At 69.4% G+C, this 14,669-nt stretch carries 17 protein-coding genes; 7 read left to right on the top strand and 10 right to left on the bottom strand.

Features of this window, described 5'->3' with window-relative positions:
- Nucleotides 1–162: 162 nt before the first annotated feature.
- The 3 genes from Q4I23_RS12540 (at nucleotide 163) to Q4I23_RS12530 (ending at nucleotide 2,189) form a co-directional block, all read left to right on the top strand.
- Nucleotides 163–978: a PAS domain-containing protein gene (locus tag Q4I23_RS12540; RefSeq protein ID WP_498526445.1), complete on the top strand. Its 816-nt coding sequence runs from the start codon at nucleotides 163–165 to the stop codon at nucleotides 976–978.
- Between the two features lie 59 nt (nucleotides 979–1,037).
- The gene (locus Q4I23_RS12535; RefSeq protein WP_454019194.1) at nucleotides 1,038–1,388 is read left to right on the top strand and encodes a hypothetical protein; all 351 of its coding nucleotides are present in this window, start codon (nucleotides 1,038–1,040) and stop codon (nucleotides 1,386–1,388) included.
- A gap of 72 nt (nucleotides 1,389–1,460) precedes the next feature.
- Complete coding sequence (locus Q4I23_RS12530) at nucleotides 1,461–2,189, top strand: MgtC/SapB family protein (RefSeq protein ID WP_498526444.1); 729 nt, start codon at nucleotides 1,461–1,463, stop codon at nucleotides 2,187–2,189.
- A gap of 25 nt (nucleotides 2,190–2,214) precedes the next feature.
- Here the strand turns inward: Q4I23_RS12530 and Q4I23_RS12525 are convergent, their stop codons facing one another.
- The 4 genes from Q4I23_RS12525 to msrA all read right to left on the bottom strand — a co-directional run bounded on the left by Q4I23_RS12525 (nucleotide 2,215) and on the right by msrA (nucleotide 6,382).
- A complete protein-coding gene (locus Q4I23_RS12525; protein WP_498526443.1) occupies nucleotides 2,215–2,706 on the bottom strand; it encodes a DinB family protein in 492 nt (163 codons plus the stop codon).
- 17 nt (nucleotides 2,707–2,723) lie between these two features.
- The gene (locus Q4I23_RS12520; RefSeq protein WP_498526442.1) at nucleotides 2,724–4,790 is read right to left on the bottom strand and encodes a DNA translocase FtsK; all 2,067 of its coding nucleotides are present in this window, start codon (nucleotides 4,788–4,790) and stop codon (nucleotides 2,724–2,726) included.
- Nucleotides 4,787–5,536: a PAS domain-containing protein gene (locus Q4I23_RS12515; RefSeq protein WP_498526441.1), complete on the bottom strand. Its 750-nt coding sequence runs from the start codon at nucleotides 5,534–5,536 to the stop codon at nucleotides 4,787–4,789. Before Q4I23_RS12515 ends, Q4I23_RS12520 begins: the two co-directional genes overlap by 4 nt.
- 204 nt (nucleotides 5,537–5,740) lie before the next feature.
- Nucleotides 5,741–6,382, bottom strand: coding sequence for a peptide-methionine (S)-S-oxide reductase MsrA (gene msrA / locus Q4I23_RS12510; protein WP_498526440.1), 642 nt, complete (start codon nucleotides 6,380–6,382; stop codon nucleotides 5,741–5,743).
- Between the two features lie 151 nt (nucleotides 6,383–6,533).
- Here msrA and Q4I23_RS12505 point away from each other — a divergent pair, with 151 nt between their 5' ends.
- Complete coding sequence (locus Q4I23_RS12505) at nucleotides 6,534–6,983, top strand: RNA polymerase sigma factor region1.1 domain-containing protein (protein WP_498526439.1); 450 nt, start codon at nucleotides 6,534–6,536, stop codon at nucleotides 6,981–6,983.
- A gap of 10 nt (nucleotides 6,984–6,993) precedes the next feature.
- Here the strand turns inward: Q4I23_RS12505 and Q4I23_RS12500 are convergent, their stop codons facing one another.
- From Q4I23_RS12500 to Q4I23_RS12475, 6 genes are all read right to left on the bottom strand, one after another.
- Nucleotides 6,994–7,791, bottom strand: a complete 798-nt coding sequence (locus Q4I23_RS12500) for a TrmH family RNA methyltransferase (protein WP_498526438.1) — start codon at nucleotides 7,789–7,791, stop codon at nucleotides 6,994–6,996.
- 32 nt (nucleotides 7,792–7,823) lie between these two features.
- Nucleotides 7,824–8,807 carry an SDR family oxidoreductase gene (locus tag Q4I23_RS12495; protein WP_454019202.1) on the bottom strand — a complete coding sequence of 328 codons (984 nt, stop codon included), beginning with the start codon at nucleotides 8,805–8,807 and terminating at the stop codon, nucleotides 7,824–7,826.
- A gap of 85 nt (nucleotides 8,808–8,892) precedes the next feature.
- Nucleotides 8,893–9,471, bottom strand: a complete 579-nt coding sequence (locus Q4I23_RS12490; protein WP_145677520.1) for a YqaA family protein — start codon at nucleotides 9,469–9,471, stop codon at nucleotides 8,893–8,895.
- 109 nt (nucleotides 9,472–9,580) lie between these two features.
- Entirely contained in the window at nucleotides 9,581–9,829 is a 249-nt protein-coding gene (locus tag Q4I23_RS12485; RefSeq protein WP_454019203.1) for a hypothetical protein, read from the bottom strand.
- 74 nt (nucleotides 9,830–9,903) lie between these two features.
- Nucleotides 9,904–10,299 carry a c-type cytochrome gene (locus Q4I23_RS12480; protein WP_454019204.1) on the bottom strand — a complete coding sequence of 132 codons (396 nt, stop codon included), beginning with the start codon at nucleotides 10,297–10,299 and terminating at the stop codon, nucleotides 9,904–9,906.
- 57 nt (nucleotides 10,300–10,356) lie between these two features.
- Complete coding sequence (locus Q4I23_RS12475; RefSeq protein WP_454019205.1) at nucleotides 10,357–10,764, bottom strand: winged helix-turn-helix domain-containing protein; 408 nt, start codon at nucleotides 10,762–10,764, stop codon at nucleotides 10,357–10,359.
- Between the two features lie 253 nt (nucleotides 10,765–11,017).
- Between Q4I23_RS12475 and adh the strand changes: the two genes are divergently transcribed.
- From adh to nosP, 3 genes are all read left to right on the top strand, one after another.
- Nucleotides 11,018–12,538 (top strand): aldehyde dehydrogenase, encoded by a 1,521-nt coding sequence (gene adh / locus Q4I23_RS12470; protein WP_237902980.1) that lies wholly within the window; start codon nucleotides 11,018–11,020, stop codon nucleotides 12,536–12,538.
- Nucleotides 12,539–12,633: 95 nt separating this feature from the next.
- A complete protein-coding gene (locus Q4I23_RS12465) occupies nucleotides 12,634–13,017 on the top strand; it encodes a DUF779 domain-containing protein (protein WP_498526437.1) in 384 nt (127 codons plus the stop codon).
- 328 nt (nucleotides 13,018–13,345) lie between these two features.
- Complete coding sequence (gene nosP, locus Q4I23_RS12460; protein ID WP_498526436.1) at nucleotides 13,346–14,599, top strand: nitric oxide-sensing protein NosP; 1,254 nt, start codon at nucleotides 13,346–13,348, stop codon at nucleotides 14,597–14,599.
- Nucleotides 14,600–14,669 lie beyond the last annotated feature (70 nt).

Below are 14,669 nucleotides of genomic sequence, written 5' to 3'. Positions count from 1 at the left end.
ACATGTCTGAAACATCGCCAGCGGGCGGCGAGGCAAGGCTTGAACCCGCGCCGAAAGGGCGTCATCAATCGGGGTGCGCCGGAAACCCGGCGTGTTCCGATCCTCGCCAGCGGGAGAAGCCCGCACACCCGTCCTGACCGCCTCCGGAGTTCGCACCCGACGATGACCCACGCTTTCGCCAAGGACAGCCGCGCCTGCGCCGCCTGCGTTTCGTGGGGGGGCGACCGCGCCCTGTCGGATGACAACACGCTCGTCCACGTCGACCGCTACAGCGCGGAGGGGGAGTGCCGGACGGCGACCAGCCAGGATTACCGGAAGGTCACGCGCTCCTACCACACCTGCCAGACCTGGGCGCCGCTGCCGATGCTGAAGAAGCACGGCGGACGGCCGGAGCGTCAGCCGGTCTTCGCCAGCCGCCCGGCGCCCGCCGCCGCGAAGCCGGTTGCGGAGGCCGTGGCGGCCGCGCCGGTGCGCGCGGTTCCGGCCGCGGCCGCCGTTCCGCCGCCGCCCCCCGCGCCGCCGGTCTGCCGGTCGGAGCCGCTGGACCTCGAGCAGATCCCACAGATCGCCAGCCTGATCTACGTCCATTGGCTGCGCGTCCGGCGCGGGCGCGCGATGCCGGAGGCGCGCGACATCGACACCGCGCAGATCCGCGAATGCGTGCCGCGCCTGTGCCTGATGGAGCCGCTGCGCGGCGGCAAGGATTTCCTCTACCGCGCCTGCGGGCGGGCGGTGCAGCGCCGGATCGGCCAGCGCGCGGTGCCGCGCCCGGTCAGCGATTGCCACCCCGCCGAAGCGGCGGCGCGTTTCAACGCCGACCTGCGCGCCTGTCTGGAGACGGGGGAGCCGCGCGGCCTGCTGGTGCGCGACGACCCGATGCTGCCGGGCGCGCGCTTCGTCGAACTGTTGCTGCCGCTGTCCGACGAGGACGGCCGCCCGGCCCGCGTGCTGGCTTTCCGGCACGTGCCGGGGGGCTGACGGAGGCCGCGGTGCCCTGGAGCGCGCAGCCCCCGCCGGAGCCCCCACCGGAGTCTCCGATGCCGGCGCCCGGCGGTGCCAGGCCGGCCGGCGGCGCCGACATGGTGGGGGTCTGGCCGTCCGCCGTCTGGATCGTCGTCGGCACACTCTTCTATCTGGAACACCCGCAGAGCTTCGCCGGCTGGAAGGGCGCACTCTATTATGTGGTCGGCACCGCCGTCGTGGCGCTGGTGATCGGCCTCGTCAGCCTGAGCCTGCGCCGTGCCGTCGCCGGCATGCTGGCCGAGGTATTCCCCCGCCGCGACCGCTTCACCGACCTTGTGAGCCTGATGCTGCGGCTGATGCTGGCCACGGCGGAGGGTATGCTGGTGGCTTTGCTCGCCCGCTGGACGCTGGGCGGGCTGGGGTAGGGTGATCCTTCGCCAACCAATCGGCGCTACACTGTGCTTTCCGGGACCGATCGTCCTGGGGGGAGGGGCGTCATGCTGAACCTGTCCGCCTACTGGTCGCCGGCCGAATTGGCCGTGAACGGCGTCATCCTGCTGCATCTGGTCGGGGCGCTGGGGCTCGGCATCCTCATGGGGTACGAGCGCTCCTTCCACGGGCGGGCGGCGGGGATGCGAACCTACGCGCTGGTCTGCCTCGCTTCGACGGCGCTGACCGTCGTCAACGCCTATCCCGGCCTGTGGTACGGCGGCATCGGGAGCGGAACCGGCGGGGGCGGCGATCCGACGCGGGTCGTCCAGGGCATCGTGACCGGCATCGGCTTTCTCGGCGCCGGGGTCATCATGCGGGAGGGCTTCTCCATCCGCGGCCTGTCCACCGCGGCGTCGATCTGGACGGCGGCGGCGATCGGGGTGACCGTCGGGCTGGGCTTCTACGCCGCGGCCATCGGCTTGGCCTTTCTGGTCATTCTGGTGATGAGCGCCTTCCGCCGTCTGGAGGCGGTGCTGCCCCACCACACGGTGGTCCAGGTGATGCTCGTCTTCGAGCGCAATCAGGCGCCCCCGGCGGATGTGATCCGCGTCAAGGCGCTGGAGCACGGCTACGAGATCGTGTCCTGGGCCTTCCATCTGCGCAACGGCAGCGGCCACCTGGAGTATCAGCTCACGCTCCAGGCCAACGGCACGCCGGACCCGATGGAACTGATCGACAAGCTCGCCCACACCAGCCAAGTGGTGGAGTTCCGCCTGTCGCCGTCGCGCATGTGAGGACGGTGTAAGGGGCCCGGCGCGCCTACTTGTCCAACAGGAAATAGGCGAAGTCGATGCTGGGCGCGGCCAGCCCGAACTGCGTCAGCAGGGTGTGCGCCTGCCCGCGGTGGTGGGTCTGGTGGTTGAACACATGGGCCAGCACCGCGGAAAAGGGCATGGTAAAGGCCTGCCCGGCCAGCGAGCGGTAGTGGAGGTCGGTGGCGAAGCGGGCCTCCTCCTGCTCCGCCACGACGCGGATGAGGCGCTCGTCCTCCGCCTCGCGGGCGGCGCGCAGATCGTCGAAGCCGTCATAAAGGATCTCGTCCAGGGCGAAGGGCGTCGGCCCGTCGCCCTCGATGCGGCGCAGCCACACCCGGTCGGCCACCAGGATGTGGTTCAGCGTTCCCCGCACCGAGCGGAAGAAGGCGCTGCGGTCCTCGCGGTACTGGGCGTCCGACAAGTCGGCCGCCACCGCGTAGAGGCGGCGGTTGGCCCAGCGGTTGTAGCGCGCGAACCGTTCGAAATGCGCCTTCATCGCCCCATCTCCTGCGTTCAGACCCCGGCGCGCTTGGCCGACAGGCCGGCGGGGGACAGCAGCACCTCGCGCTTGCCCTGGTGGTTGGCCTGGCCGACCACGCGCTCCGTCTCCATCCGCTCGACCAGACGGGCGGCGCGGTTGTAGCCGATCTGGAGCTGGCGCTGGATGAAGCTGACCGACACCTTGCCCTCGCGCACCACCAGGTTGACGGCCTGCATGTAGAGGTCGTCGCCGGAATTGCCGCCGCCGCTCTCGTCGTCCTCGTCGGCGACCGCCTCATCCTCTTCCTCGGTGATGGCGGTGACATAGTTGGGGGCGCCCTGCGACTTGATGAACTGCACGATCTCCTCGACCTCCGAATCGGAGACGAAGGGGCCGTGGACGCGGGTGATGCGGCCACCGCCGGCCATGTAGAGCATGTCGCCCTGGCCGAGAAGCTGCTCCGCCCCGGCCTCGCCGAGGATGGTGCGGCTGTCGATCTTGGAGGTGACCTGGAAGCTGATGCGGGTCGGGAAGTTGGCCTTGATGGTGCCGGTGATGACGTCCACCGACGGGCGCTGCGTCGCCATGATCAGGTGGATGCCGGCGGCGCGGGCCATCTGGGCCAGCCGCTGGATCGCCGCTTCGATCTCCTTGCCGGCCACCAGCATCAGGTCGGCCATCTCGTCCACGATCACGACGATGTAGGGGAGCGGCGTCGGCTCCTGCGGGGTCAGGTCGAAGACGGCCTCGGCCTCGCCGGGGACGGTGCGGCGGGGCATCGGCTCGCCGTTGGCGATCATCTCGGCGATGCGGGCGTTGTAGCCCTCGATGTTGCGCACGCCGAGCTTGGACATCGCCTCGTAGCGGCTCTCCATCTCGCGCACCGCCCAGCGGAGCGCGATCACCGCCTTCTTCGGGTCGGTCACCACCGGGGTCAGCAGATGCGGGATGCCGTCATAGACGGACAGCTCCAGCATCTTCGGGTCCACCATGATGAAGCGGCAGCGGTCGGGCGGCAGCCGGTAGAGCAGCGACAGGATCATCGTGTTGATGGCGACCGACTTGCCCGAACCGGTGGTGCCGGCGACCAGCAGGTGCGGCATGCGGGCGAGGTCGGCGACCACCGGCTCCCCGCTGATGTCCTTGCCGAGCGCGATGGCGAGGTGGGCCTGCGATTCGGCGAAGGCCGCATGGTCGAACATCTCGCGCAGATAGACCATCTCGCGCACCGGGTTCGGCAACTCGACGCCGATCACGCTGCGGCCCGGCACGATGGCGATTCGGGCGGTGACCACGCTCATCGAGCGGGCGATGTCGTCGGTCAGGTTGATAACCGTGGCCGACTTGGTGCCCGGCGCCGGTTCGAACTCGTAGAGCGTCACGACGGGGCCGGGGCGCACGTCCATGATCTCGCCGCGGACGCGGAAGTTCCGCAGCACCGTCTCCAGCATCCGCGCGTTGCGGGCCAGGACCGTCTCGTCATGCTGCTGCGGCGGGCGTGGCGGCGGATTCTGGAGAAGCGTGGTGCCGGGCAGGGCGTAGGGATCGTCCTCGCCGACGGACAGCGCTGCCTCGTCGGATTCGGGCTCGGATTCGTCGTCGAAGGTGTCGGTGTCGCCGATGTCCTCCGCGTCGTCCTCATAGGCCGCGTCGTCCTCGTGGGCCAAGGTGTCGTCCTCGGCTTCCTCCGACTCCGCTTCCTCGGACAGGGCCTCGGGCAGATCTTCGGACAGATCCTCGGCGTCGGGAATGAGGACGTCCTCCACCTCGTCCGGCGCGTCCACCGCTGCGTCCGACGCCGGGGGCGGGACGGCGGTTTCCGCGGGGCGCGCCTCATAGGCCCATTCGACGCCGGACAGGAAGGCGAACCCGGCGACCACCGCCAGCGCCTCGTCGCCGAGGTTGGTCGAATAGACCGTGCCGGCGCGCGGGGTTCCGGGAAGCACCTCAACGTCCCACAGCAGCCGCCCGTCCGGGCGCGCGTTGGGGATCAGGTTGAAGGGGCGGCCGTTCAGCGCGCACCACAGATTGAATTCGTCGGCGGTGACGACTCCCGACTGGGTCGCGGGCGCGGTCAGGTGGGGCGTGCGCGGCGTCATGCCGGGGCTCCCGGTTTCTGTTCGGTGGAGAAGGACTCGCCGTCGTCGGCGTCGTCGTCGGGGGTATCGTCGGTCTCGGTCTCGGTCTCGGTTCCGGCTTCGGTGTCCGCGGTCCCGTCCGTATCGTCGTCGATGTCGGCGCCCTCGTCCGCAAGGGACTCGGATTCGCTGTCCACCGCGTCGTCCGCCTCCGGCCCGTCATCATCCGGCCCGTCATCATCCGGCCCGTCATCATCCGGAATGTCGATCTCCACCTCCGCCTCCTCATCCGCCGCGGCGGGGATGAGCGCGGCGCAGGGCGGTTCGTCCGGCGGCAGTTCGTAGGCGGCGACCAGGATCTTGTCGATGGTTTCGCCGTCGCTGGACATCGGCAGCGCCAGCCGCTCCCAGGTCCGCATGACGCCGCTGAAATCGGCGGTGTAGACACGGGCAACCGGCAGCCGTTCGCGCAGGAGCGAGGCGTATTCGGGGCGCAGGATCGCCCGCTGCTCCTCCGGCAGATCGTCCAGCGTGGCGCCCAGGCGCGAATGCCCGAAGGCCGCCGCGAGCGACTGGCCGTAATAGGAATAAACGAAGTCGTCGTCGCCGATGACCTCGAAAATCACAATATTATCCTTCCACGGCCGCAGGTCGGCCGGGGCGATGCTGCTGGACACCGGCGGCTTCCCGCCAGTGCATTTGGTGAGCCAGAAGTCAAGCAGGCCGCTCAGGTGCGGCGTCGCCAGCTCGGTTCTTTCCTTGATCATGGATTGGGCGCGGAATTCTCGGGCGGCGCCCCGCGGGGCTACCCCCTGGAGCTTTCATGGACCGCCGGAACCATACCCGGAAGGGACGGGCAGGCGCAACCGCAAGGGACCGCCCCGTTCAAGCCGGCTTAACCCTGTCGCCCGGATGCCGCAGTGGGGGCGGGAACCGTCTCCATGGTTCAGCCCCCGCACCGCAAGACCGCGTCACGCCGCGCAGGTCACCCCGGTCCCGCCCAGCCCGCAATAGCCCGCGGGATTCTTGGACAGATACTGCTGGTGATAGTCCTCGGCGTAGTAGAAGGGCGGGGCCTCGCGCAGCTCCGTCGTCACCGGGCCGAAACCGGCCTGCTCCAGGCGGGCCTGATAGGACTGGCGGATGGCCTCGGCGACGGTGCGCTGGGCGTCCGTGTGGGTGTAGATGGCCGAGCGGTACTGGGTGCCGACGTCGTTGCCCTGGCGCATCCCCTGGGTCGGGTCGTGCGCCTCCCAGAAGACGCGCAGCAGCTCCTCGAACCCGACCTTGGCCGGGTCGTAGACGACGCGCACCACCTCGGTGTGGCCGGTGCGGCCGGAGCAGACCTCCTCATAGGTCGGGTTGGGCGTGTGGCCGCCCTGATAGCCGACCATGGTCGACCAGACGCCCGGCACCTTCCAGAACTTGCGCTCCGCCCCCCAGAAGCAGCCGAGCCCGAAGTCCGCGACCTCCAGCCCCTCCGGATAGGGCGGGGTCAGCGGGTTGCCGTTGACGTGGTGGCGCGGCGGCACGGGAACCGGCGTGTCGCGTCCGGGCAGGGCCTCCGCCGCGCTGGGCAGCGCCAGGGGCTTGCGCATGAACATTCCGAGCATCTCGGCCTCTCCGATGGCGTAGGATTTGGGGATTATGTCGGGTCGCCCCGCCCCGGAGGCAAGTCGGCGCCTTTGCGCGGGAGCCTTCCGCGGCCCCGCGTGTTTACCCTTCGGAATGTTCAGTCCAAGGTGGAACCGCGGGGAGAGAATCATGACGATCGACGACGCCACCCTCCAGCGCCTGATTGCCAAGGGACGCCAGCACGGCAACCGGCTCAGCGTCGAGCAGCTCGGCAAGGACGTGCCGGTGGAGACGATGACCCCGGAGGAGGTCGCCGTGGTGGTGGAGCGGCTGGAGGCCGCGGGCATCGACGTGGAGCTGACCGACGAGCGGCTGAAGCGCCCGCGCGGCGGTGGTGGCAGCGATTACCAGCGCGGGGCCGGGGTGGTCACCATCGCCAGCCCGGCGGCTCCCGCCGTCTCCGCACCCGGCGCCCGTCCGTCCGAACATGGCTGGGCCGACGAGGGGCTGGGCCACGCCCACGGCGCGCATCACGGCTCACGCCGGGCGCCGACCTGGGACCGCGGCGGGGTGGACATGCTGCCCGTCGTCTCGGTCATCGTGGTGGCGCTGGTGCTGATCATCGCCCTGGGCGGCTGAGGTCCGGCTCTCAGCCCGGCTTCGCCAGCGCGTGGATGAGGATGGCCGCGGTCGCCGCGACGTTCAGCGACTGGATGCGGCCGGTGCCGGGCAGGGTCAGGATGTCCTCGCAGGCGGCGAGGGTGGCGGGGGGAAGCCCGTCTTCCTCGTTGCCAAGCACGACGGCGGCGGGCCGCTCCCCCGTGGCGAGGGCCGCCGGGTCGGTGACCACCGCCCGGCCCCGGCCCAGCGCCGTTCCGGCCACCCGGTAGGACTCGCGCAGCCGCTTCAGGACCGTCGGCAGATTGGCCGCCCGGTACAGCTCCACCCATTCGAACCCGCCCTCGGCCACCCGGTAGGCGGACTCCGACGGCAGGGCCTGTCCGGGATGGTCCGACACGACGACGCGCCGCAGGCCGAAGAAGGCGGCGGTGCGCAGGATGGCGCCCAGATTGTGCGGGTTGCCGACTCCGTCGAGGATCAGCAGCGGCTGCCCGTCCGCCGCCCAGCGCTTCGCGGCCTCGGCGTCGAAGGCGGGCACTTGGCGCGGCGCGATCAGCGCGACCACCCCGCCGTGCAGCACCGTTCCGGCGACCTTCGCCAGCTCATCGGCCTCCACCATGCGGTAGGGCTTACGCGCCGCGGCCATCGCCTTGCAGAAGTCGCCGGTCTTCGCCTTCAGCCGCTCCTCGAAGAACAGCCGCTCCACGCGCGCCGCGTCATGGGCGAACAGGGCGGAGACGGCGGACAGGCCGGCGACGCGGAACAGCTTCCCCGGCTCTTCCCGCGGCTCCTCCCGGCGCATGTCCTTGCCGGCGCGGGCCGGCATTCTGGACCAACCCGTTCCCGAACTCAAAGCCCTCAGTGGTTTGCGTTCTTGCTCCGCGCGTAGCCGGCGTAGGCCGCCGCCGCAGCGGCCGCGACCCCGGCGACGAGCAGGGGCGATACCCAGGCGGGCGGCGGGGTGCGGAAGCCGCCGGTGACGCCGCGGCCGCGTTCCACCGGACGGAACAGGTTGCCGTCGCTTGTCGCGGCGGGCGGGGTCCGGCTGAAATGGCGGTGGGCGCCGTGGCCGGCGATCTTCTCCATCAGGCGCGGCGCCACCGCGTGCCCCAGCCGGGTCAGCGGGGTCATCGCCCCGACCATCGCCTGGGCGCGCGGGCGCAGGGCGACGGCCAGAACGGTGTCCGCCACGTCCTGCGGGTCGTCGTAGAAGGGGCTTTCCGCGTCCAGCTGGTGGCCGGTGTAATTGGCGCCGTGGGACATGCCCGGCGTATCGGTGAAGAAGGGATAGACGCCGCAGACATGGACGCCCGGCGCGTCGACCAGTTCCGCCCGCAGGCTTTCCAGAAGCCCTTCCAGCCCGAATTTGCTGGCCGCGTAGGCGGCGGCGTAGGGGGCGGGCGCCCAGGCCCCGACCGACACCGTGTTGATGAGCACACCATGGCCCTGCCGGCGGAACAGCGGCAGCACGGCGTGGGCGGCGTGCAGCGGGCCGAACAGGTTGGTCTCGACGACGCGGCGGTGCGCCTCCAACGGGGTGTCCTCGAACCGCCCGACGGCCCCGACCCCGGCGTTGCTCACCCAGACGTCGATGCCGCCGAACATCTGCACCGCCCGGTTGGCCAGCCGCCGAACCGCCTCCGCGTCGGTGACGTCGGTGGGCACCACCTCGGCCTCGCCGCCCAATTCCCGGCATTCCTCGGCGACCTCGCCGAGCAGGGCCTCCCGCCGGGCGGCCAGCACCAGCCGGGCGCCCTCCCGCGCGAAGGTCAGGGCGGTGGCCCGCCCGATCCCGCTCGACGCGCCGGTGATGACCACCACGGCCCCGCGCACGCTGTCCATCCGTCCTCTCCCATCAATGCCTCGCTGCGGCATCAACAGGACAGGACGGCACGGCGTCGCGGTGCCGCAGTGAAGTCGGGGTGGATCAGATCAGCTTGATCGCCAGGAAGCCGCCGATCAGCGCTACGGCGAAGGCGGTGGTGACCAGGGTCAGCCGCTTTTCGATGAAGGCGCGCACCGGTTCCCCGAACCAGTAGAGCAGGGCGGCGACCAGATAGAAGCGGATGGCCCGCGACAGGATCGAGGCGCCGATGAACACCCAGATGTTCAGCTTCGCCACCCCCGCGGTGATGGTCAGCAGCTTGTAGGGGATGGGCGTCATGCCCTTGATGATGAGAATCTCCGCGCCGTATTCGACGAAGGTATGGCGCAGCGTCTCGAACTGGGCTTCCAGGTGGTAGAAGTCGATGACCGCCTTGCCGATGGCCTCGTACAGGAAGAAGCCGATCATGTAGCCGGCGATGCCGCCCACCACCGAGGCCAGCGTGCAGATCGTCGCGATCCGCCACGCCGCCTGCCGGTTGGCGAGCACCATCGGCACCATCAGGATGTCCGGCGGGATCGGGAAGAAGGAGCTTTCCGCGAAGGAAACCCCCGCCAGCCAGGTGGTGGCGTTCTTCGAGGCCGCCTTGGCCATCGTCCAGTCGTAAAGGCGCTTCAGCATGCCGGTCGCAGCCCGTGTTGTGCCGGTGAGGGAGCCCCTGTTTTAGCGGGGGACCGTGTCAGCGGCTACGACCAATTCGGGGCGGCCCCGGAAAGGCTAAGCCATCGGCCTAGCGGGGCGCGGGCTTGCTCCCGGATTCGGCGGTGTCCGGTTCCGCCTTCTCAGGGTCGGCGCGCGACACCGGATCGCAGTCGCCGTCGCGGGAACCGCCGGGATGACCGCCCGGCATGCCGCGGTAGCGCGTGTCCGGGTTGGACCCGCCGCCGCCGCTCTGCTCGTCGCAAAGAGGCTCGATGTCGGTCTTGTGAATGTCCTTGGGCTCGGCGCCTTTTTGTCCTGCTGTGTCGTCGTCGGCCATGGCCGTTCTCCGGCTGCGGGGTGAGAAACCGGGCAACAGGCTGGCGGCCGTCCCGGTTCCCGCCCCGCTGACGCTCACTTCGTCGCGGATTCCAGATAGGCGATCAGGTCGGCCCGGTCCTCCGGCTTCGCCACCCCGGCGAAGGCCATGCGGCTGTCGGCAATCACCGCCTTCGGGTTGGCGAGATAGGGGTCGAGCGTCGCTGCGTCCCATTGGATGCCCGACGCCTTCAGCCCCTCGGAGTAGTTGGCGTAGTTGTCCACCGCGCCGGCCTTGCGCCCGAACAGCCCGTGCAGCGTGGGGCCGACGCGGTTCTTGCCCGCCTCCACGGTGTGGCAGGCCTTGCACTGGCGGAACAGCTTTTCGCCGTTTGCCGGATCGCCGTCGGCCAGGGCCGGGAGCGGCGCCGCGGCGAGAAGGACCAGGGCGGTCAAGGCTGTACGGGCGGCTGTACGGGCGGCGGTGCGCATGGGTCGGGGGCCTCCTTCGTTTCGCCGCGGCGGAAGGTCGCGGCGTCGAGGGAGACTTTACGGATCGCCGGAGTCCGGGCCATTGGACTTTGGATCAGCGGATTCCGCGCCTTTTTCGAGCGCCGCCTCCGGTTTCAGCGCCTCGTCCAGCCAGGCGAGGTGGGGGGCGGCAGCGCGGCGGGCCTCCTCCTCCATGCGGCGGTAGCGGGCGATCACCTCCTGGCCGAAGGCGGTCAGGCCGGTCCCGCCGCCCTCCCTCCCGCCGACGTTGGTGCGCACCACCGGCTCGCGGAAGGCGGAATTCATGGTTTCCACCAGGAACCATGCGCGGCGGAAGGACATGCCGAGCGCCCGCGCCGCCGCCGAGATCGAGCCGGTGCGGTCGATCTCCTCCAGCAGCGACACCTTGCCGGGTCCGATGGCGCCGGAGGGGTGGAGGAAACGCAGCCGGATGTCGGTCGTCATGTCCTGAAGTCTCGCCGGAAAACGGAAGGGTCTCCGCCCAAGGTATCATCTGTCGGCCAACGGTCGGTCCCGAATCTGGGGGCCTGAGCTTCTGCAACCAAAGTCGAATTTACCGGCCTTCCCCGAAACCGCGATAACGGCGGGGCGCTGTGACGGATACCGATCATCGGACGAACGGACACAGGGCGCACAACCCGCCAAACGTCATTCCACGACATTCAGTTCGGGCAATCCGCTTCGGGAGGAAACCGCCGTGATCCATCAGGCCCTGGAAACGCTCAGCAAGCAGGTCGCCATCCGGCCGCGCTACGACAACTTCATCGGCGGCCAGTGGGTGGCGCCGACGAAGGGCCAGTATTTCACCAACCTGACCCCGATCACCGGCAAGCCGCTGTGCGAGGTCGCCCGCTCCACCGCGGAAGACATCGAAAAGGCGCTGGACGCCGCCCACAAGGCCAAGGACGCCTGGGGCCGCACCTCCCCGGCGGAGCGCGCCCGCGTCCTCAACAAGATCGCCGACCGGCTGGAAGAGCGTCTGGATGTGCTGGCGCTGGCCGAGACGCTGGACAACGGCAAGCCGATCCGCGAGACGACCCACGCCGACCTGCCGCTGGCCATCGACCATTTCCGCTACTTCGCGGGCTGCATCCGCGCCCAGGAAGGCTCCATCGCGGAGATCGACAACACCACCTACGCCTATCATTTCCATGAGCCGCTGGGCGTCGTCGGCCAGATCATCCCGTGGAACTTCCCGCTGCTGATGGCGGTGTGGAAGCTGGCCCCGGCGCTGGCCGCCGGCAACTGCGTCGTGCTGAAGCCCGCCGAGCAGACCCCGATGGCCATCATGGTGATGATGGAGATCATCGCCGACCTGCTGCCCGACGGCGTCATCAACGTCGTCAACGGCTTCGGCGTCGAGGCCGGCAAGCCGCTGGCCCAGAGCCCGCGCATCGCCAAGATCGCCTTCACCGGCGAGACGACGACCGGCCGCCTGATCATGCAGTACGCCACGGAGAACATCATCCCGGTCACGCTGGAGCTGGGCGGCAAGTCGCCGAACATCTTCTTCAAGGACGTGATGGCCGAGGAGGACGACTTCCTGGACAAGGCGCTGGAAGGCTTCGCCATGTTCGCGCTGAACCAGGGCGAGGTCTGCACCTGCCCCTCGCGCGTCCTGGTGCAGGAGAGCATCTACGACAAGTTCATGGAGAGGGCCCTGGCCCGCGTCGCCGCGGTCAAGCAGGGCAGCCCGCTGGACCCCGCCACCATGATCGGCGCCCAGGCCTCCATCGACCAACTCGAAAAGATCCTCTCCTACATCGACATCGGCAAGGCCGAGGGCGCCAAGGTGCTGATCGGCGGCGAGCGCGCCCATCTGGGCGGCGAACTGGAGAGCGGCTACTACGTCCAGCCGACGGTCTTCGAAGGCCACAACAAGATGCGCATCTTCCAGGAGGAGATCTTCGGGCCGGTGGTGTCCGTGACGACCTTCAAGACCGAGGAAGAGGCGCTCGCCATCGCCAACGACTCGCTCTACGGCCTGGGCGCCGGCGTGTGGAGCCGTGACGGCAACCGCGCCTTCCGCATGGGCCGCGCCATCCAGGCGGGCCGCGTGTGGACCAACTGCTACCACCTCTATCCGGCCCACGCGGCTTTCGGCGGCTACAAGCAGTCGGGCATCGGCCGCGAAAACCACAAGATGATGCTCGACCATTACCAGCAGACCAAGAACCTGCTGGTCAGCTACAGCCCGAAGGCCCTGGGCTTCTTCTAACCTTCCTGTCTCCTCCCTGACGACCTTGGGCCGGCGGCCATTCGGCCTCCGGCCCTTTTCTTGTCCGGCTGAATTCCTTCTGGGAGCATCCGCCCATGGTCGAACGAGTCGTCGCCACACCGGCGGCCCTGGAACTGATCGAAAAGCTGCGCGGGCTCTACGGGCCGCTGTTCTTCCACCAGTCCGGCGGCTGCTGCGACGGCAGCGCGCCGATGTGCTTCATGGACGGGGAGTTCCGCCCCGGCGGGCAGGACGTCCGGCTGGGGGAGATCGGCGGCTGTCCCTTCTACATGGGGGCGGCGCAGTTCGAATACTGGTCGCACACCCAACTCATCATCGACGTGGTGCCGGGCCGCGGCACCAGCTTCTCGCTGGAGGCGCCGGAGGGCGTGCGCTTTCTCACCCGCTCGCGCCTGTTCTCCGATGGCGAGGTGGAGGCGCTGCGTTCCGATCCGCGCGATATGACGAAAAAGGCATAGCGCTGTTCGGTGGAATGCGGTATTCAGGATTCGACTTTGGGACTTTCCCAGTCGGCACGGCCGCCGGGCGGTCTGATCCGTGTTCAGACCGGCTCCCCCGCGTGGTGGTGCATATGGAACCGAACTCAGGCGCTTTCCGCGACGGCGGAAGGCGCCTTTTTCGTTGCGTGGGAAACAGTCCCCCGCCGGACCTTAGACCATGGTCGCATGCCCGCACCCCCGCGCCGGCTTTGCCCAGCGGGCGTCGCTGAAGTAACCTATAGGTCATCCGCCCACGTTTCCCGGCCGGTCTTCCGGTGTCGGGTGGCTGTCTGGGGTGTTGGATGCCATGCCGATGCTTTTCGGGACCCGCATTGTGACCAGCCATCCGGCCTCGGACGCTCTTCTCTCCGATGCTCCGCCCAGTTCTCCCGCGCCCAGCCCGTCCCTGCCGCGGGCCGTCTCGATGGCGGAGGACGCCCGTACCGCCGCGCGTGACCTGTTCGAGGGGCTGTGCGGACGGAACCCGGCCGCCGTGGCCGAACTGGAGATGGTGCTGGTCTTCTGCTCCGCCCATTACGACCAAGTGGAACTGGCGGCGGCCCTGGCCGAGCTGTTTGGACCGGTGCCGGTGGTCGGCTGCACCACGGCAGGGGAGATCACGCCCTTCGGCTACGCCGCCGGGTCGCTGGTCGGCATCGGCTTTCCGCGCGCCGACTTCACCATCGCCACCCAGCGCATCGACGATCTCGACCGCTTCTCCATCGCCGAGGCGCCGCGCGTCCTGCGCAGCCTGATGGAGCAGCGCGACGTCGCGCTGGCCGCCCGGACCGACGCCTTCCCCGATCATGGCAGCTTCGCCTTCCTGATGATCGACGGCATGTCGCGGGCGGAGGAGATGGTGGTCAGCGCGCTGCACAGCGTGCTGATGGACATCCCTCTGTTCGGCGGCTCCGCCGGGGACGAGCTGCGGTTCGAGCGCACCTTCGTCCTGCACGAGGGGCGGTTCCACACCAACGCCGCCGTGCTGATGCTGGTCACCACGGCGCGCCGCTTCGTCGTCTTCCGGACCGAGCATTTCGTGGCGTCCGACGCCAAGATGGTGGTGACCGGCGCCGACCCGCAGCGCCGCATCGTCACCGAGATCAACGCCGAGCCGGCGGGCCGCGAATACGCCCGCATGGTCGGGCTGGAGGGGGAGCCGCTGACCCCCCTGATCTTCGCCGCCTATCCCGTCGTCGTGCGGGTGGGGGGCGAGTACCATGTCCGCTCCATCCAGAAGGTCAACGACGACGAGAGCCTGACCTTCTACTGCGCCATCGACGAGGGGATCGTGCTGACCGTCGCCCGCGGCGTCGACCCCGTGGAGAATCTTGAGGAGATGATGCGCAAGCTGGCCGCGGAGGTCGGCGGGCCGCCCGACCTCGTGCTCGGCTGCGACTGCATCCTGCGCCGGCTGGAGCTGGAGCAGCGGCAGCTCAAGCACGTCATGTCGGCGGCGCTGGCGCGGCACAACGTCATCGGCTTCTGCGCCTACGGCGAACAGTACAACGCCATGCACGTCAACCAGACCTTCACCGGTGTCGCGATAGGTGCGCGATGACGCTCATCTTCGACTGGCGGGAACCGTCCCTGTCTCTTATACACATCTGACGCTGCCGACGATTATACGC

The organism is Azospirillum sp. UFLA03-27 (assembly GCF_059803775.1).
This window is presented reverse-complemented; position numbering and strand designations above follow the sequence as displayed.